Annotated in this window: 15 protein-coding genes and 2 pseudogenes; 3 read left to right on the forward strand and 14 right to left on the reverse strand. The window is 64.1% G+C overall.

Annotation, left to right across the window (positions count from 1 at the left end):
* Positions 1-247 precede the first annotated feature (247 nt).
* Positions 248-922, reverse strand: coding sequence for a Crp/Fnr family transcriptional regulator (locus I5W_RS27255; protein WP_044531619.1), 675 nt, complete (start codon positions 920-922; stop codon positions 248-250).
* 186 nt (positions 923-1,108) lie between these two features.
* On the opposite strand from I5W_RS27255, the gene I5W_RS27260 reads away from it, so the two are divergent.
* Positions 1,109-2,749, forward strand: coding sequence for an acyl-CoA synthetase (locus tag I5W_RS27260; protein WP_044531620.1), 1,641 nt, complete (start codon positions 1,109-1,111; stop codon positions 2,747-2,749).
* A 51-nt stretch (positions 2,750-2,800) separates the two neighbouring features.
* Here I5W_RS27260 and I5W_RS27265 read toward each other — a convergent pair whose 3' ends face one another.
* From I5W_RS27265 to I5W_RS27325, 13 genes and pseudogenes are all read right to left on the reverse strand, one after another.
* Positions 2,801-3,394: a molybdopterin-dependent oxidoreductase gene (locus I5W_RS27265; RefSeq protein WP_044531621.1), complete on the reverse strand. Its 594-nt coding sequence runs from the start codon at positions 3,392-3,394 to the stop codon at positions 2,801-2,803.
* 151 nt (positions 3,395-3,545) lie between these two features.
* Positions 3,546-4,460: a ketopantoate/pantoate/pantothenate transporter PanS gene (panS, locus tag I5W_RS27270; RefSeq protein WP_044531629.1), complete on the reverse strand. Its 915-nt coding sequence runs from the start codon at positions 4,458-4,460 to the stop codon at positions 3,546-3,548.
* 362 nt (positions 4,461-4,822) lie between these two features.
* On the reverse strand, positions 4,823-6,490 hold the full coding sequence (gene ettA / locus I5W_RS27275) for an energy-dependent translational throttle protein EttA (RefSeq protein ID WP_017452824.1): 1,668 nt from the start codon (positions 6,488-6,490) through the stop codon (positions 4,823-4,825).
* 41 nt (positions 6,491-6,531) lie between these two features.
* The gene (gene rarD / locus I5W_RS27280; RefSeq protein WP_017452823.1) at positions 6,532-7,428 is read right to left on the reverse strand and encodes an EamA family transporter RarD; all 897 of its coding nucleotides are present in this window, start codon (positions 7,426-7,428) and stop codon (positions 6,532-6,534) included.
* A 132-nt stretch (positions 7,429-7,560) separates the two neighbouring features.
* Entirely contained in the window at positions 7,561-8,082 is a 522-nt protein-coding gene (locus I5W_RS27285) for an ureidoglycolate lyase (protein WP_026052113.1), read from the reverse strand.
* Positions 8,069-9,258 (reverse strand): annotated as a pseudogene (locus I5W_RS27290) (amidase). The gene I5W_RS27285 and the pseudogene I5W_RS27290 overlap by 14 nt, the downstream one beginning before the upstream one ends.
* Positions 9,259-9,301: 43 nt before the next feature.
* The gene (locus I5W_RS27295) at positions 9,302-10,303 is read right to left on the reverse strand and encodes an ABC transporter ATP-binding protein (RefSeq protein ID WP_044531622.1); all 1,002 of its coding nucleotides are present in this window, start codon (positions 10,301-10,303) and stop codon (positions 9,302-9,304) included.
* Positions 10,296-11,387: an ABC transporter ATP-binding protein gene (locus I5W_RS27300; RefSeq protein WP_044531623.1), complete on the reverse strand. Its 1,092-nt coding sequence runs from the start codon at positions 11,385-11,387 to the stop codon at positions 10,296-10,298. Before I5W_RS27300 ends, I5W_RS27295 begins: the two co-directional genes overlap by 8 nt.
* On the reverse strand, positions 11,384-12,289 hold the full coding sequence (locus tag I5W_RS27305; protein ID WP_044531624.1) for an ABC transporter permease: 906 nt from the start codon (positions 12,287-12,289) through the stop codon (positions 11,384-11,386). Before I5W_RS27305 ends, I5W_RS27300 begins: the two co-directional genes overlap by 4 nt.
* Before the next feature lies 1 nt (position 12,290).
* Positions 12,291-13,244 (reverse strand): ABC transporter permease, encoded by a 954-nt coding sequence (locus I5W_RS27310; protein WP_017452817.1) that lies wholly within the window; start codon positions 13,242-13,244, stop codon positions 12,291-12,293.
* Positions 13,245-13,378: 134 nt separating this feature from the next.
* Positions 13,379-15,031 carry an ABC transporter substrate-binding protein gene (locus I5W_RS27315; RefSeq protein WP_044531625.1) on the reverse strand — a complete coding sequence of 551 codons (1,653 nt, stop codon included), beginning with the start codon at positions 15,029-15,031 and terminating at the stop codon, positions 13,379-13,381.
* Between the two features lie 91 nt (positions 15,032-15,122).
* Positions 15,123-15,818 carry a FadR/GntR family transcriptional regulator gene (locus I5W_RS27320; RefSeq protein ID WP_017452815.1) on the reverse strand — a complete coding sequence of 232 codons (696 nt, stop codon included), beginning with the start codon at positions 15,816-15,818 and terminating at the stop codon, positions 15,123-15,125.
* 288 nt (positions 15,819-16,106) lie between these two features.
* A complete protein-coding gene (locus I5W_RS27325; protein ID WP_044531626.1) occupies positions 16,107-17,330 on the reverse strand; it encodes a Bcr/CflA family multidrug efflux MFS transporter in 1,224 nt (407 codons plus the stop codon).
* 113 nt (positions 17,331-17,443) lie between these two features.
* Between I5W_RS27325 and I5W_RS27330 the strand changes: the two genes are divergently transcribed.
* Both I5W_RS27330 and I5W_RS33780 read left to right on the forward strand, forming a co-directional pair.
* Complete coding sequence (locus I5W_RS27330) at positions 17,444-17,629, forward strand: hypothetical protein (RefSeq protein WP_044531627.1); 186 nt, start codon at positions 17,444-17,446, stop codon at positions 17,627-17,629.
* 158 nt (positions 17,630-17,787) lie between these two features.
* Positions 17,788-18,150, forward strand: a pseudogene (locus tag I5W_RS33780) (hypothetical protein); the annotation flags it as partial.

Consider the following 18,150-nt stretch of genomic DNA (forward strand, 5'->3'; position numbering starts at 1 on the left):
GCAGGAAAAGCGCACGAAGGATGGCACCGTGAAACTCTTCGCCCTGGCGCAACTCCACCGTGGCGCCACCGCTTCTGAGCGTGGCCGCGCCCTTCCACAGCCGCACCCGCGCCGGTGCGGCAAAACGCAACTCACGCAATTGCAGATGATGATGGGTGACGATGGCCATGAATGTGTCAACTCCGGGAGGGTCGGCCGATCTTAAGACAGGCGCGGTGCACAGACTGTCGCCGGGGTGACAAGCCCGTCATAGCGAAGCCATGCCGAAGGCGCGCAAGCCATCCAGATCGACCACCCGGATGCTCTGGTAGGAAATCTCCACCAGCCCCAGTTCGGCCAGGCGGCGCATGGCCTGGTTCACGCGCTGGCGCGACAGGCCGGTCAACAGACCAATCTCTTCCTGCGACAGTTCCAGCACCTTGGAAGTGCGTGGATAGAGCATGGGATGGAACAGTTGCGCGATAGCCTGCGCCACACGGGCATCGACATCGAGCAGGCGCTCGTTCTGCACGGTAGCGATGAACTGGCCCATGCGCTCGTTCAACTGGCCGATCACGAAGGCATTGAAGGGCAGGCTCTCGGCCATGAGGCGATGGAAGGTGTCGGCCGGCACCAGCAGGATCTGCGAGGCGCGAATGGCGATGACGTCATAGCGGCGCGGCTCGCGCTTGATGACGCTGCCTTCACCGCACCAGCCGCCTTCGGGCACGCCCGAGAGCGTGCTGCTGCGGCCATCGATGTTGTAGACGGCCAGCTTGATCAAGCCCTCATGCACACCGATCCAGTATTGCGAGAGCTCCCCGCGCCGCGCCACGAAGGCATCGGCGGCATAGCGTGCCAGCTGGGTAGTGGCGGCGGCCAGCGCACGATGTTCCGGCGCCAGCGCGGCGAACCAGTCGTATTGCTGCAGAAGCTGCGCCATCGGGCTGCTCATGGGATGGAAAGGAAGAGGGAGATGAAGAAAACGGTGAACATTGTCGCATGTCAGCCTTGTCGTCGGGATGACAAAGCGCAAGAGTGCTTCGGTGCTACCCTAGACGATCATTGAGTATCAGGCGGCTGATAAAAAATGCACAGGCCGCCCCCTTTCCGCTGCAAGGAGACCAGCATGGCAGACTTCGACACCGGCCTTGGCCGCAACGCCGCCAATTACGCCGCCCTCACCCCCATCGATTTCATCGCACGTGCGGCGGCCGTTTATGGCCAGCGCACCGCCATCCTCCACGGCGCGCTGCGCCAGAACTGGGACCAGACCTATCGCCGCACGCGCCGCCTGGCCAGCGCCCTGCAGCAGTTGGGCGTGGGCAAGAACGACACCGTCTCGGCCATGCTGCCCAATACCCCGGCGATGGTGGAGGCGCACTTCGGCGTGCCGATGGCCGGCGCCGTATTGAATGCGCTCAACATCCGGCTCGATGCCGAATCCATCGTCTTCATGCTGCGCCATGGCGAGGCCAAGGTGCTCTTGATCGACAGCGAATTCGCCGCGCTGGCGCAGCAGTTGCGCACCCAGTTGCCGGGCCTGAAGATCGTCGAAGTGTTCGATGAACTAGGGCCGCCCGCGGTGGCCGGCGAGCGTTTCGGCCATCTGGAATACGAAGCCCTGCTGGCCACGGGCGACGAACATTTCGAATGGAAGATGCCCGCTGACGAATGGGATGCGATTGCGCTGAACTACACCTCCGGCACCACCGGCGACCCCAAGGGCGTGGTCTATCACCATCGCGGCGCGGCCTTGAATGCGGTATCCAACATCCTTGAATGGGACTTGCCCAAGCACCCGGTCTACCTGTGGACGCTGCCCATGTTCCATTGCAATGGCTGGTGCTTCCCGTGGACCGTGGCGGCCCGTGCCGGGGTCAACGTGTGCCTGCGCAAGTTCGAGCCCAAGCTGGTGTTCGACCTCATCGCCGAGCATGGCATCACCCATTACTGCGCTGCGCCCATCGTCCACGCGGCCTTGGCCAATGCGCCCGAGGGCTGGCGTGCCGGCATCCGTGGTCCGGTCAAGGCGATGGTGGCCGGGGCACCGCCGCCAGCGGCAGTGCTGGCCAAGATGGAGGCCATGCAGTTCGAGCTGACCCACGTCTATGGTCTGACGGAAGTGTATGGGCCGGCGGCCGTGTGCGCCGAACAGGATGCCTGGAGCGCGTTGTCGGTGGACCAGCGCGCGGTAGCGAAGTCGCGCCAGGGCGTGCGCTATCACCTGCAAAGCGGCGTGACGGTACTCTCGCCCGACACCATGGAGCCGGTCGCCGCCGATGGCGAGGAGATCGGCGAGATCATGTTCCGTGGCAACATCTGCATGAAGGGTTATCTGAAGAACGACCGCGCCACCCACGAAGCCTTTGCCGGTGGCTGGTTCCATACCGGTGACCTGGGCGTGATGAATGCCGATGGCTACATCAAGATCAAGGACCGCAGCAAGGACATCATCATCTCCGGTGGCGAGAACATCTCCAGCGTGGAAGTGGAGGATGTGCTGTACCGCCATCCGGCGGTCCTGGCCGCGGCCGTAGTGGCGCAGCCGGATGAGAAGTGGGGCGAGACGCCCTGCGCCTTCGTCGAACTCAAGGAAGGTGCCGAGACCGGCGCGGTCGAACTGACCGAGTTCTGCCGCAGCCATCTGGCCGGCTTCAAGGTGCCCAAGGCGATCTACTTCGGCCCGCTGCCCAAGACCTCCACCGGCAAGATCCAGAAGTTCGAGCTGCGCAAGCGCATGAAGTCCGACAGCGCCATCAACGTCTGAGGCGCTGCCTAGGCTGCCCACACTGCATCAAGCGCTGCATCAAGCGCTGCATCAGGCCTTGCGCACGGCGATGTGGTACAAGCCCCAGGGGCATTGGCCGAAGCGCTCCGAGACCGGGCGTGCGGCCATCTCCGGGATACTGTCGGCGTCATACACCGCCCACAGCGGGCCGAGGCCCCCCAGCGGGATCGGCTTGCCATCCAGGTGGGTGGCGACGATGAAGCGGTACTTGGCGATATCGGCCGGCGAGACCAGCACTGCATAGCCATCCACGGCGCGCACGGCGCAGTTCTGGATGGCGGCGGGCGCACCCACCACCCGCAACACTTCCGAGAGCAAGGGCCCGCGCAGGCTGTGGCGGCGGCCATCGTATTCCAGCGTAGGATGGATTTCCACCGACGGCAGGGCCGAGAGCGCCGCGAAATCGAACACGTGGGCCTTGTCGAAACTGAGCTTTTGCTTGGCCATCATCTGGTCCAGCGCTGGATCGAGGGGACCACGATTGGCGTTGCCGATGTCGCCGGTGACGGTCAGCAGGACCGGGCCGGACATGGCCGCCGCCTTGCGCTCGGCGGCCAGCACTGGCAGCGCCGCGGGAGCGGCCAGCAGCGAGGCGCCCAGACGGAGGAACTTGCGTTTTTGCATGGAATGCCCTTTCCTTGGCGAATATGCAATGTGAAGAATGTGGACGATCACGCGCAGTGATGGCGGATTGTAGGCGCATCTGCGCCGCATGAACAACGGCCCGCGTTCCCATGGGGAAGCGGGCCGTTGTCGTCGATATGAACGAATGGACTCAGTCGCGCGGTGGCCGTCCGCGCCAGTAACCGGCCAAGAGCGACCCCGACAGGTTGTGCCACACCGAGAACAGGGCGCCGGGCAGGGCCGCCACCGGCGTGAAGTAGAGCTTGCCCAGCGCCGCAGCCAGGCCGGAATTCTGCATCCCGACTTCGATGGCCAACGTGCGACAGACCGCTTCGTCGAAGCCCAGCAGGCGACCGCCCCAGTAACCGCCCAGCAAACCCAGGCCGTTATGCAGGATCACGCCCACCAGTACCACCAGGCCGACCGAGGCGATGCTGGCCTGGCTACCGGCCACTACCGCCGCGATGATGAGCAGGATGGCCACCATCGATACCAGCGACAGATAGGGTTCGATACGACGGATCAGATTGCCCGCGAACAGGTTCAGCACCAGGCCCACGGCGATGGGCAGCACCACGATCTGGACGATGGACATGAGCATGGCATGGGCATCGAAGTGGATGGAGGCATCCACGTACAGTTCGGTCAGCAGGGGCGTAGCAAACACGGAGACCAGGGCCGACAGCGTAGAGATGGTGACCGACAGCGCGACATCGCCGCGCGAAAGATAGATCATCACGTTGGAGGCGGTGCCGGAGGCCACGCTACCGACCAGCACCATGCCAGCCGTCAGGTCGGGCGGCATGTGCAGCACCTTGGCGATGATCCAGGCCGCCAGCGGCATGACCAGATAGTGCAGGATGATGCCGGCGGCCACCGGCGCGGGGCGCTTGATGATGCGCTTGAAGTCGTCCACCGTAAGGGTCACGCCCATGGTCAGCATGATCAGCGTGAGCAACTGGGTGATGTACTTGCCGATGGGCGTGAAGGTCGGCGGCGAGAAGTAGGCGGCGGCGGAAAGCAGCAGCGCCCACACGGGGAAGAGGCGGGTGATGATGGCTAGCATGGCGATGGATGAATGATGGATGAAGTCCCGGCACTGCACGTACTCGATGCACTCGATGGCAAGCGAGGCTGGGTGGCGCGTTTTATTGTCATGGAATGCGCGGATCACGCGAAGGGGCGCAGAGGTCTTCACTCGCCAGATAAAGCGGTAGCCTCTTGTCGACCAGGCGCCTGGTGGGCGCAAGGGCGTGATTCTACCCCTGCGGGCGCTTTCCTGCCGCGTTCCTGCCACTCTCCGACCACTTTCCCGGTTGCCGGGAGAGGGTGGGAACCTGGTCCAGGCCGGGCCGCACCGGCGCGAAAAAAACGCCGCTGGATCAGTGCGATTCCAGCGGCGTCTTCATGTGCACATCGCTCAAGCGCTCAACGCGTAACCGGCTTGTAACGGATACGCTTGGGCTTGGCGGCTTCTTCACCGAGGCGCTTCTTCTTGTCGGCTTCGTATTCCTGATAGTTGCCGTCGAAGAAGGTGACCTGCGAATCGCCTTCGAAGGCGATGATGTGGGTGGCGATACGGTCCAGGAACCAGCGATCGTGGGAGATCACCAGCACGGTGCCGGCGAATTCCAGCAACGCATCTTCCAGGGCGCGCAGGGTTTCCACGTCGAGGTCGTTGGAGGGTTCGTCCAGCAGCAGGACGTTGCCGCCCTGCAGCAGGGTCTTGGCCAGGTGCAGACGGCCGCGCTCACCACCGGAGAGGTTGCCGACGATCTTCTGCTGGTCGCCGCCCTTGAAGTTGAAGCGGCCCAGGTAGGCGCGCGAGGGCATTTCGAAGCGGCCCACGGTGAGGATGTCGGCGCCACCGGAGACATCTTCGAAGACCGTCTTCTTGTTGCCCAGGTCTTCGCGCGACTGGTCCACCAGCGATACCTTGACGGTGGGGCCGAGCACGACTTCGCCGCTGTCCGGGGTCTCGCGACCGGCCAACATGCGGAACAGGGTCGACTTACCGGCGCCGTTGGGGCCGATGATGCCGACGATGGCGCCGGCCGGAATCTTGAAGTTCAGATCGTCGATCAGCAGGCGGTCGCCATAACCCTTGCTGACGTTCTTGAATTCGATGACTTCATTGCCCAGGCGCTCGGCCACGGGAATGAAGATTTCCTGGGTTTCATTGCGCTTCTGGTATTCGTATTCGGACAGTTCGTTGAAGCGGGCCAGACGCGCCTTGCTCTTGGCCTGGCGGCCCTTGGGGTTCTGCCGCACCCACTCCAGTTCCTTGGCGATGGTCTTCTGGCGCGCCGATTCGCTGGCTTCTTCCTGCTTCAAGCGCGCTTCCTTCTGTTCCAGCCAGGAGCTGTAATTGCCCTTCCAGGGGATGCCGTGGCCGCGGTCCAGTTCCAGGATCCATTCGGCGGCGTTGTCGAGGAAGTAGCGATCGTGGGTGATGGCCACCACAGTGCCGGGGAAACGTTGCAGGAACTGCTCCAGCCAGTCCACCGATTCGGCGTCCAGGTGGTTGGTCGGTTCGTCCAGCAGCAGCATGTCGGGCTTGGAGAGCAGCAGCTTGCACAGCGCCACGCGACGCTTTTCACCACCGGAGAGCACGCCGATCTTGGCGTCCCAGGGCGGCAGGCGCAGCGCGTCGGCGGCCATTTCCAGCTGCTGGTTCAGGCTGTTGCCATCGGCCGCGGCGATGATGGCTTCCAGGCGCGCCTGTTCGGTGGCCAGGGCGTCGAAGTCGGCGTCTTCCTCGGCATAGGCGGCATAGACCGCGTCCAGCTTGGCCTGGGCTTCGAAGACTTCGCCCAAGGCGCTTTCGACTTCCTGGCGCACGGTCTTGTCGGGATCGAGCTGCGGTTCCTGGGGCAGGTAGCCGATGTTAAGGTTGGGCATCGGGATGGCTTCACCCTCGATTTCCTTGTCGATGCCGGCCATGATCTTGAGCAGGGTGGACTTGCCCGAGCCGTTCAAGCCGAGCACGCCGATCTTGGCGCCGGGGAAGAAGGACAACGAGATGTCCTTGAGGATCTGCCGCTTCGGCGGCACGATCTTGCCGACGCGGTTCATGGTAAAGACGTATTGGGCCATGGTATGAGTTGCCAGTAAGAGGGGAAACGATAGGGCAGCGTTCAGGCGCCGCCGGCGCTGGGCTCGGCCGAGCTTTGCGCGCGGCTGCGCAGGTAGCGCCACAAGCCTTCGGCGGAGTATACCGCGAGCGCCGCCCAGATCACGCAAAAGCCGATGGCGCGCGCGCCGACGAAGGGCTCGTCATAGACCAGCACGCCGGCCAATAGCTGGATGGTGGGCGAGATGTACTGGATCAGGCCCAGCATCGACAGCGGAATGCGGCGCGCGCCATGCGCAAAGAGCAGCAAGGGCACGGCGGTGATCGGCCCCGACAGGATCAGCAGGATCCTGGCCGTGGTGGAGGCATGGGTAAAGGCATTGCTGTCGCGCAAGCTGTCCGTGCCCAGGATCACCAGCACCAGCGGCAGCATCAGCAGGGTTTCCAGCGACAGGCCTTCGAGCGCGCCCAGGTGCGCGGTCTTGCGCAAGAGGCCATAGAAGGCGAAGGTGAGCGCGATCAAGAGCGAAATCCACGGCAGGCTGCCATTGGCAATGGTCAGCCATAGCACCGCCCCCAGCGCCAGGAACACGGCCAGCCATTGCAGCGGGCGCATTTTTTCCTTCAGGATCAGGTAGCCCATGAAGACGCTCATCAGGGGGCTCATGAAATAGCCCAGGCTGGTATCGACGATGCGCCCGGCATTGACCGCCCACACATACAGAGTCCAGTTGCCGCTCAAGAGCAGCGCCGAGAGCAGGCAGCCACCCACCACCAGCGGCCGCTTGGCCAGCTCGACTATCCAGCGCCATTGCCGGCGCCAGGCCAGCACCGCCAGCAGGAACACGCAGGACCAGAACAGGCGCTGCACCACGATATCGAAGGAGGGAACCTCCTTGAGCAGCTTGAAGTACAGCGGAAACAAGCCCCACAGGATGGAGGCACAGACGGCATAAGGCATGGGCAAGAAGGCGGGATGAGCACGCGACCGGAGCCGGTGTGGACATCAGCAAAAAATGGTCACCACGGTGACAATTCGCCATTATTGCAGGATTCGCCGGGGCCGGCTTGGGGGCTGAACAGTTCGCCGCAGCTAGGGCAGATGGACTTCGGCAGGCATGGTCAGCATCACGACCTGGCAATCCTCTTCTGCCGCCAGGCGCTCGATGACCAGCACATCGGCCGCCCCCACCGTGATCAAGGGGTGGTGCCAGACCCCACGGCGCAGGGTGACGCCCTGCCCCGGTTCGATCACGAAGGCGGCGATGGCCGACTCATCAGGGCATTCGCCATCGCCGGCCAGCACGGCCAGGCAACGCGCTGCCCCCATGGGGATGAAGCTCTGGCTGCCCAGCCGGTGGCGCTCGAAGGCGCGCAGGGGATAGGGAGCCTGATGGGTCTGCGCATCGGTGCGGAAGATCGCCACGCAGGCGCGCCCTCCCTGCTCCTGTACATCGAGCCTGGCCACGTCATCGTAGCGGCGGGTGGTGCCGAAGTTGATGTCACGCTCAAGCGGCCCCGGCGCGATCAGGTGGCCGTAGGGGGCGAAGGCCTCGGGCGTCAGCGGCTGCGCCAGGATCACACGCCGCCGACCTTGGACCTCAGGCGCATTCATGCATCAGTCTCGCGGCATAGCGGATCAGGGAACGGTCGCTGCCCGGTGGTGCGATGAGCGACAGGCCGAAGGGAGCATCATCCAGGCGCATGAGCGGCAGCGAGATCTGCGGACAACCCGAGAGCCCCGCCAGGCACAACATGCGCACGGCCTGGTTGCGATAGTTTTCCAGCGACTGCTCGGAATCGGTCAACAGCGGTGCCACATCCGGTGCGCTGGGCAAGAGCAGCACCCCATCGCGCCCCAGCAGGCGTGTGAAGGTTTCGGCAAAGGTGGCACGCACCGCACTGTGCTGCGCCATCTGCTGCGGTGTAATGGTGGCCGACCAGGTGAAGCGTTCTGCCACGCCGGGGCCGAGCTGGAAGTCGTGGCGACGGATGTGTTGGCCATGGGCTTGCCAGGCTTCATAGCCCTGGATATGACGGAACGCCCAATACAGCGTATCGAAGGACGGGGTCGCGGTCTTGACCGGCTGCGGCGTGCCGATCACGCCGGCCAGGCGGTCCAGCGTCTGCGAGAACACCGCCTGCACGCGCGACTCCAGCAGGGCCAGCACATCGGCGGCCACCATCACGCGCGGCTGCTCGGGCAGCTCGATGCTGTCTTGGCCCAGCAAGATATCGCCGGCACGGCTGAAGAGGCCCATCTCGCGCGCAAACCAGCCGCAGGTATCGAAGCTGCCGGCCAGTTCCATGACGCCCGCCAACGAAACGCGGCCATGCGTGGGACGCAGTCCGATCAGACCGCAATGGCTGGCCGGCACGCGCACCGAACCACCGGTATCGGTGCCCAGCGCCAGTTCGGCCAGGCCATTGGAGACCGCCGAAGCCGAACCGGAACTGGAGCCACCCGGAATGCGATCGGGCGCCCCGCCATTGCGCGGGGTACCGAAATGGGCATTCTGCCATTCATGGAAAAGGCCAGCTCATCGGTATAGACCTTGCCGACGAATTGCGCGCCCGCTTGCAGCAGTGCCTGCACGGCCGGCGCCGAACTGTTCTTGATACCGGACATGGCCAGCATGTGCGGGTTGCCGCAACCGGTGGGATAACCAGCCACATCGAAGATATCCTTGACGGCCAGGCGCACGCCGGCCAGCGGGCCGGTGCTGACCTGGGGCTGCGGCACGAAGGGATAGGGGACGAAGCAGCGGGCGGTAGAGGCATCAGCACTCATGCGGTTTCCTTGTCTGGTCGAAGAGGGTGGTAGGTACCGCCACTCAGGCGGTAGCCAACTGGAGTTCCTGGGCGCGCAGGCAACGTACCGTATGCTGCGCATCCAGTCTTTGCTCGGGCGGCTGCTGGCTCTGGCAAGCCGCCTGGGCATGGGCGCAGCGTTCGGCGAAAGCGCAACCCGCTGGCAGTCTGGCCAGGTCGGGCGGCGCGCCGGGAATGGTCGGCAGGCGCTGGCCCTTTTGCAGGGCGCCGTGACTGCGGCTTTGCAGCAGCGACATGGTGTAGGGGTGACGCGGCTGACTCAGCAATTGCGCTGCCGGTCCTTGCTCAACGATGCGCCCGGCATACATGACGGCGATGCGGTCGGCCACCTCGACGGCCGCGCCAATGTCGTGCGTGACGAAGATGATGGACAAGCCCAGCTCGCGCTGCAGTTCGCGCAGCAGCAAGAGGATCTGGATCTGTACCGTGGCGTCCAGCGCAGTGGTAGGTTCATCGGCCAGCAAGACCTTGGGCGAGCACGACAGGGCCAGCGCGATCATGGCGCGCTGACGCATCCCGCCCGACATCTCATGCGCATAGGCATCCAGGCGCCGTTCGGGGCTGGGGATGCGCACCTTCTCGAACAGTGCCAGTGCTTGTGCACGGGCCTGGGCGGCCGAGACCTTCTTGTGACGGCGGATGGTCTCGATGATCTGCTCACCGACGGTATAGACCGGGTCCAGCGCCAGCAGCGGCTCCTGGAAGATCATCGCCACATCATGGCCGCGCAGGGCCGACAGCTCACGGCCCGTCATCTGCAACACGTCGCGGCCATCGACTTGCAGCCGGCCTTCGATACGGGTGCGCTGCTCGGGATGCAGACGCATGATGGAACGCAAGGTGACGCTCTTGCCCGAGCCCGATTCACCGATCAGCGCCACGACTTCGCCAGCGGCCACGTCCAGGTCCACCCCGCTGACGGCGCGGATGGTCTTGCCAGGCGCCTGGAAGGTGACGCGCAGGTCGCGCAGGCTCACCATTGCTTGCTTGTCGGGGTCAGCCATGTTGCGGCTCCTGGTTCATCATGCCGATCTCAAAGGCAGTGGCATCGTAGCCACTGCCGGCTTCATAACGCAAGCAGGCCACGCCATGCAGGGGGAGTGCCTCGGTGAAGGCCGGGGCGCGCTGCTGGCAGACCGGTTGTGCGAACTGGCAGCGGGTATGGAAGCGGCAGCCTGGTGGCGGGTTGATGGGATTGGGCGGGTCGCCGGCCAGCGGCGCTTGCTCGGTACGGCGGGTCGGGTCCATGCTGGGCATGGAGCGCAACAAGGCGCGCGTATAGGGATGCCGGGGTGCATCGAAGACCTGCTCGGCCGGCCCCACCTCGACCACCTGGCCCAGGTACATGACCAGCACGCGGTCCGAGATGAAACGCACCACGTTGAGGTCGTGGCTGATGAAGAGATAGGTGAGACCGAATTCCTGCTTCAGGTCCAGCAGCAGGTTCAACACCTGGGCTTCCACCGATTTGTCCAGCGCCGAGACGGCTTCGTCCAGGATCACCAGGCGCGGCTCCAGCGCCAGGGCACGGGCGATGTTGACGCGCTGGCGCTGGCCGCCCGAGAGTTCATGCGGATAGCGTCCGGCGAAACGCTCCGGCTGCAAACCCACACGCGCCAGCAGACTGCGGGCGCGGGCGATGGCCTCACGCGCCGGCAGGCCGTGCACGATGGGCGCGAAAGCGATCGAATCCTCGATGGTCATGCGCGGATTGAGCGAGGAATAACTGTCCTGGAACACCATCTGCGCCTGGCGCCGGAACTGGCGCAAGGGCATGGCGCGCGAGCCCACGGTCTGGCCATCGAAGACCAGTTCGCCGCTATCCTGCTCGATCAATTGCATCAGCACGCGCGCGGTAGTGGATTTGCCGCAGCCGGATTCGCCGACCACGCCCAGGGTTTCGCCCTTCATGATGTCGAAGCTCACGCCATCGACCGCGCGCACCGCATTGGCCGGGCCGCGCAGCCAGGGCAGGCCCTGCTGTTTGAGGGGAAAGTGTTTCAGCAACTGGCGCACCCCCAGCAGCGGCTGGCGCGGGCCGCCGACATCCCGCGGATCTTGCTGGAGGAGAGGGGCAGACAGACTCATTGCTTGACCTCCATGGCCGAACGCAGGCCGTCGGACAACAGGTTGAAGGAAATCGAGGTGACGAAGATGAAGGCTCCCGGCAAGGCCGCCACCCACGGCTGGGTGTAGATGGCGGTACGCAGGGTGTTCAACATGAGGCCCCATTCCGGTTCGGGCGGTTTGACGCCCAGGCCGAGGAAGGACAAACCCGAGGCCAGGATCATCGAGACCGAAATCAAGCTGGTGGAATAGACGAAGATCGGTCCCAGCACATTGCCCAGTACGTGCGCGCGCACGATAGTGAAGGCGCTGGCCCCGGAAGCGCGTGCGGCATCGACATAATCGCTGCGCCGCACTTGCGTGGTGACGCTTTCTGCAATGCGGGCGATCTGCGGCACGAAGACGATGGTCAGCGAAGTGAGCGCATTGAAGATGCCCGCGCCCAGCGCACCGGACAATGCAATGGCCAGCAGCACCGAGGGAAAGGCGTAGAGGATATCGATGCTGCGCATGATGAGGGTATTGGTGAAGCCGCCCGCATAGCCGGCCACGATGCCCAGGGCGCTGCCGATGACGAAGGCCAGCAGCACTGGCGTGATCCCCATGAACAGCGACAGCCGGCCACCCAGCAAGAGGCGCGAGAACATGTCGCGGCCCAGTTCATCGGTGCCCAGCAGATGGCCGACGGTGCCGATGGGTTTCAGGCGCGAGAACATGGAAGCGGCAAACGGGTCGCCCGGCATTACCCAGGGTGCGGCGATGGCCGCCACGATCAACAGCAGCAGCACGGCGGCGGCGATCATGGCGCCGGGATTGCGCACCAGGCGCGCAGCGACGTTGGCCCAATGGCCGCGCGAGCGGCGCATGGCGGTGGCGGGCGCCTCGGCCGCCTTGAGTGAGGAGACGGGGGTGGAAAGATTCATGTCAGGCTCGCTCGATACGGGGGTCGAAGATGGTCTGCAGGATATCCACCAGCAGGTTCAGCGCCACGAAAAACATGGCCAGCACCAGGATGCTCCCTTGCAGCAGCGGCAGGTCGCGCTGGAAGATGGCCTGGTTGAGCAGGAAGCCGGTGCCGGGCCAGGAGAACACGGTTTCGATCAGGATCGAGCCACCCAGCAGGTAGCCCAGTTGCAGACCCATGACGGCCAGCGCGGTCGGTGCAGCATTCTTGACCACGTGACGCAATACGCCCGCATCCGACAAGCCGCGCGCTTTGAGACCGACCACGAATTCCTGCGCCAGGATATCGGCCACCAGCGCGCGCACGGTGCGGGCGATGATGCCCATGGGGATGAAGGACATGGTGACGGCCGGCATGAGCAGGTATTTCATATGCTCGATATCCCACACCCAGGCTCCCGAGCCATCGGGCCCGGCACCGGTGGCAGGCAACCACATCAGCTTGGAAGAGAACACGATCACCAGCACCATGCCCAGCCAGTAGTGCGGCACCGATACGCCCACCACCGAGATGAAGGAAGCGGCGCGGTCCACCCAGGAATTGCGGAAGTAACCCGCCACGAAGCCGAACAGCGAACCGAACACGAAGCCGATCACCGTGGCCACGGCGGCCAGCATGAAGGTATTGCCAACCGCCTTGAAGACTTCGGCAGCCACCGGGCGACCGGTGGCAATGGAGCTGCCCAGATCACCGTGCAGAGCGCGCCAGACCCAGCTCAGGAATTGCTCGGGATAGCTGCGGTTGAATCCGTAGAGTTCCATGAGCTGCTTCTGCAGATCGGCCGAGGCATCCGGTGGCAGGATCGAGACCAGTGGATCGCCTGGGGCGATGTGGACCAGCATGAAGCAGAGGAAGGCCACGCCCAGCATGATGGGCAGGGCGTAGAGAAGGCGTCGTATCAGGTAGGCGATCATGGCAGTTCCGGCGACGGGTCAGGTGCAGCGGCAGCAGTGCTGCGGAATAGGCTTGGTGCAGAAAACGCCAAGCATGGTGCAGAAAACGTCAGCGGCGCCGGGGCAGATACGGCGCCGCTGATGGGCTGGCTGCATCAGTCCATGTGCATGGTGGCGATGTCGATGAACCAGCTCTGCGGCTGCACCACCCCCTTGACCTTGGCGGAGATGGCGCGCGGACCGGTGTCGTGGGCCACCCAGACGAACGGTGCTTCGTCGACGATCTTGGCGTGCAGCTGGGCCAGCAAGGTGTCACGCTGCTTGGGATCGAAGGTGGTGCGGGCCTTGGCGATCAGGGCATCGACCTCGGGGTTGCTGTAGAAGCCCCAGTTGTTGGAGGTCGGCGGGGCGGCCTTGGTATCGACGAAGCGCACCATGGCGAAGAACGGGTCCATGGAAGCGAAGCTGACGTTGATCGCATTGGCACCATGTGCGCTCGGGTCCTTGGCACCGATACGCCAGTTGGTATAGAGCGTGTTCCATTCGATGACGTCGAACTGCACGTCGAAGAAGCATTCCTTCAGGTTCTGCTGCATGAATTCGTTCATCGGCAGCGGCTGCATCTGGCCGGAGCCGGAGGCCGAGATCTGCACCTTCACCGTCAACGGCTTGGCGGCGGAATAGCCGGCTTCGGTCATGAGCTTCTTGGCGGCGGCCGGATCGTACTTGATCTGGAAGCTAGGATTGCCGCGCCACGGATGGCCGGGTTCGACGGTGCCGGTGGCCTCGCCCATGAGCCCGCCCAGCAATTGCTTCATGGCCGGACGATTCACGCACAGGTTGGCGGCATGACGCACGCGCTTGTCCAGCCAGGGCGAGCCGGGCAGGAAGGACAACTGCCATGGCCAGACGTGCGGCTGCGGGTTGGAGTAGATCTTGAAGCCGCGTGCCTTGATGGCATCCAGCGCATCCGGGGCGGGCGCTTCGATCCAGTCGACCTGGCCCGACATCAGGGCGGCGGTGCGCGAGTTGGCTTCCGGCAGTGGCAGCATCACCACGCGGTCGATCTTGGGGCGGCGTGCCGGATCCCAGTAACCATCGTTCTTGACCACTTCCAGCCGCTCGCGCGGCACGAACTTGGCCATCTTGAAGGGGCCGGTGCCCGAGGCATCGGCTGCGAAGGCTGCCCAGGCCTGCTTGCTGCGCTCGGCCTTGTCGGTTACCGAGGCCGGCACCGCGGCCAGCTTCTTTTCCCACTGCGCGGGCGAAGCCATGAACAGGTTGGTCAGGTTGATGGGCAGGAAGGAATCCGGCTCGGAGGTGCTCAGCTCCACGGTCAGGTCATCGATCTTCCTGGCCGAGCGCAGGGTGGGCATCCGCGAGGCGGTGACACCGACCTGGCTGGGATCGAATTGCACGGCGTTCTTGTCGAGCACCTTGTTGACGTTCCACACTACGGCATCGGCGTTGAAGGGCGAGCCATCGTGGAATTTCACGCCGGGGCGCAGCTTGAAGATCCACTTGGTCTTGTCCTTGGGCTCCACCTGCCACGACAGCGCCAGGTCGGCAATCAGTTCGCTGGCCTTGTCGGCCTTGGACAAGTCCCACTGCGTCAGGCCGTCATACATGGGGATGCCGGTGAAACGGTTGCCCTCGAAGCCCTGGTCGGGCTGGCCCAGTGTGCGCGGGATATCGCCGGCGGTCATGGCGATGCGCAATACCTTCTCGGCATGGGCAGGCAGGCTGGCGAAGGCGCCGAAGGCCAGGGTACAGGCCAGCGTCAGGGTGGCGGTCTTGGGGAATTTCATATCGGTGCTTTCCTGGTTGAGAGACGACGATGGAAACGACGGATGCAACGGAATTGGCGCAACAACAAACACAGAACCGGAAGACGGGCCATCACGGCGTAGAAAAACTGAGGCCCACACGCTGGGCCGCATTGACGATGTGTTGCTGCATGGCCAGGCGCGCCGCCTCAATGTCGCCGGCCGAGATGGCGGCGGCGATGGCGCGGTGCTCGCTGGCCGGAGCCCAGATACGTTCGCGGTCGGCAAAGGGCACGCGCAGGCTGTGGCTGATGGGGCGCTCGAACTGGCGCACGACCTGTGAAAAGGCGGGATTGCCGGAAAGTTCGGCCACCAGTTGATGGAATTCCAGGTCGGCGTGGGAGGCGCTGACCAGGTCCAGATTCTTGAGCGCATCCTCGAAGCGCGCCTGGATCCCCCACAGGCGCGGCGTGGCGTGGGCACTGATGTGGCGCGCGGCCAGGGCGGCGGCGGCCGACTCCAGCGTGTAACGCAGCTGGAACACGGCGGCCAGGTCCAGTGCCGCCGCGCTCGTACCGCCTTCACCGGCCGGTGGCTGGGGCGGGGCCACGCGCCCCTCCTGGCGTTCGCTCACCAGCGTGCCCTTGCCGGGAACGGAGCGGATGAAACCCAGCGCCTCCAGCATCGACAAGGCCTCGCGCAGCGAAGCACGGCTGATGCCCATGGACTCGGCCAATTCGCGCTGGCTGGGCAACATCGCTCCCGGGGCATAGGTGCCGGAGAGAATCTGGCGTTGCAAGGTCTGTGCTGCAATATTGGGCATACTCATCGGGGCGTCCTCACTGGCCTGACTGGTCAGACCGCGAAGAACTCTTCAGCAATGAGCGTGCCAAGTACCTGCCGATCAGTCGCAAAGCCTTGTACAGCAAGACTTTGCAAGGTTCTTTAGGGGCTGGAGCCAGACCAGCCGGGCAGGCGACGATGAGCGTTCATGAGGCAGCGGCGCACCGCGGACGTGAAAAGTACTCCCGAAAACGGACGATGCATCCAACACCGAGAACGAAAAAAAGCCCGGCACGCGGCCGGGCTGCTACCTCATGCTCGATGAGCGATCAGTTCAATGCACTGCCGGCGTCACCGGCTCATGCTTGGCCACGAAGTGATACAGCAGCAAGGCGCTGATGCCGCAGAAGGCCATCACCGACACCAGCGGCAAGGCAGTGCCGTCATGCCACAAGCTCATGATCACCCCTGAGAGCACGCCCATGCCGAATTGCAGCGTGCCCATCAGGGCCGCTGCAGTGCCGGCCTGACGGCCTTGGTGCTTCAGGGCAATGGCGGTGGCGTTGGGACCGGTAAAACCATAGGCGGTGAGGAAGCCGAAGAAACCGAACAGCAACAGCGGCAGGCTTTCCAGGCCGATCAGTACCAGCAGCGCCACCACCAGCGCCAATCCGGCCGGTACCCATAGCACCTTGCCCAGCACGCGTTCAGGCGAACGCTTGACCACCAGGCGCGCATTGATCTGTGAGGCAGTGATCAGGCCGATGGCGTTGGAGGCGAACACGAAGCCGAAGTATTGCGGCTTGACGCCATGCAACTCGATCACCACGAACGGACCACCGGCGATGTAGGCGAACATGCCGGCCTGCACCAGGCCACCGCACAAGACGAAGGACATGAACTGGCGATGTCGCAACAGCCCCCAGTACTGGCGCAGCGTGCGGCCCAGGTGCAGCGGCTGGGCACGGGAGACATCGACCGTTTCGGTAAGGTACTTGCGCGTGCCCACCATGCACAGCAGGCCGAAGAGGGTCAGCACCACGAAGATGCCGCGCCAATTGGCAAAGACCAGCATCAGGCCGCCAATGAAGGGTGCCAGGATGGGGGCCAGGCCGAATACCAGCATCAGCATCGAGAACGCCTTGGCCGACCCTTCGGCCCCCATGCGATCGCGCACCATGGCGCGCGGGATCACCATGCCGGCGCTGCCGCCCAGGCCCTGGAACAGGCGCAAGACGATCAGGGTCTCGATGTTCTGAGCGAAGCTGCACAGCAGCGAACAGACGAAATACAGCGCGATGCCAAAGAACAAGGGTGGCTTGCGCCCGAAACGATCCGACAGCGGGCCATAGAACATCTGGCCCACCGCCAGGCCGATCAGGAAGGAGGCCAGCGTCAACTGGACCAGGTTGGTGCCCACGCCCAGGTCCTGGGCAATGGCGGTGAAGCTGGGCAGGTACATGTCGATGGCCAGCGCGCCCATCGCGGTAAGGGCGGCCAACACGGCCAGCCATGGGGGAAATTTGCCCGTGGAGAGCGAAGTATCTTGTTTGTGCATGTGGAATGGATGAGACAACTACACCTATGGCGTAGCCATGAGGCAAGCTGAGTGAAGCAAAATGAAGCAAAACGAACCGGGTAAGACCGCACGGCGTGAGGCCCACATTATAAATGGCCGTCAGCATTGCTTCAGGTAGCCAGATCAAGCAATGCGAGCAGGAGCGCGGTAGGTGCGCTGTGAAAAAAATGGCGCGAGGACAAAAAATGCGCACAGCCTTCGTGCAGGAAGGGATAAAAGCTGGCAAACTTCTTGTCATTATTCTCATAGGTCTGGAATCCGGGCTGGGAGCGGCCTAGCGTAGTACGAGCCGCACGCAGACCCGAGAGCGGTCCACGGCGCATTGCTGCACGACAAGAAATTTAGCCGCGGGGGGAACTCAATGCTTGGCCGATCTACGCCATCCACAGCAGGCGGGCCTGGAACGCGCTGTAGTCCAGGATGCAGGCCATCTGGTATGACCGGGCGCATCTTCGGTGGCCTCCGGTATCTCATCGCCGCGGTGACGGCAGCGCTGCTGCTCAACGGCTGCGAGCGCAACGACGAACAAGCCGCCACGCCCGAGACCAGCGCCGCAGCAGTCGGCGCACCGGTGGTTTTCTGGAAGGTCGCTACCCAGACCATCACTGCCCCGGTGGTCACGGCGCTGCTGTACCTGCTGATCTTCGGCCACGTGCTGCAGGATCGCGTGCAGGTCTATCCAGGCGTGAACTACACCGGCTTCCTGGTGCCGGGCCTGGTGATGATGAGCGTGTTGCAGAATGCCTTCGCCAACAGCTCTTCTTCGCTGATCCAGTCCAAGATCACCGGCAACCTGGTG

The sequence above is a fragment of the Herbaspirillum sp. B65 genome (genome assembly GCF_000333555.1).
In the GTDB taxonomy this organism is placed as follows: domain Bacteria; phylum Pseudomonadota; class Gammaproteobacteria; order Burkholderiales; family Burkholderiaceae_D; genus Herbaspirillum; species Herbaspirillum rubrisubalbicans.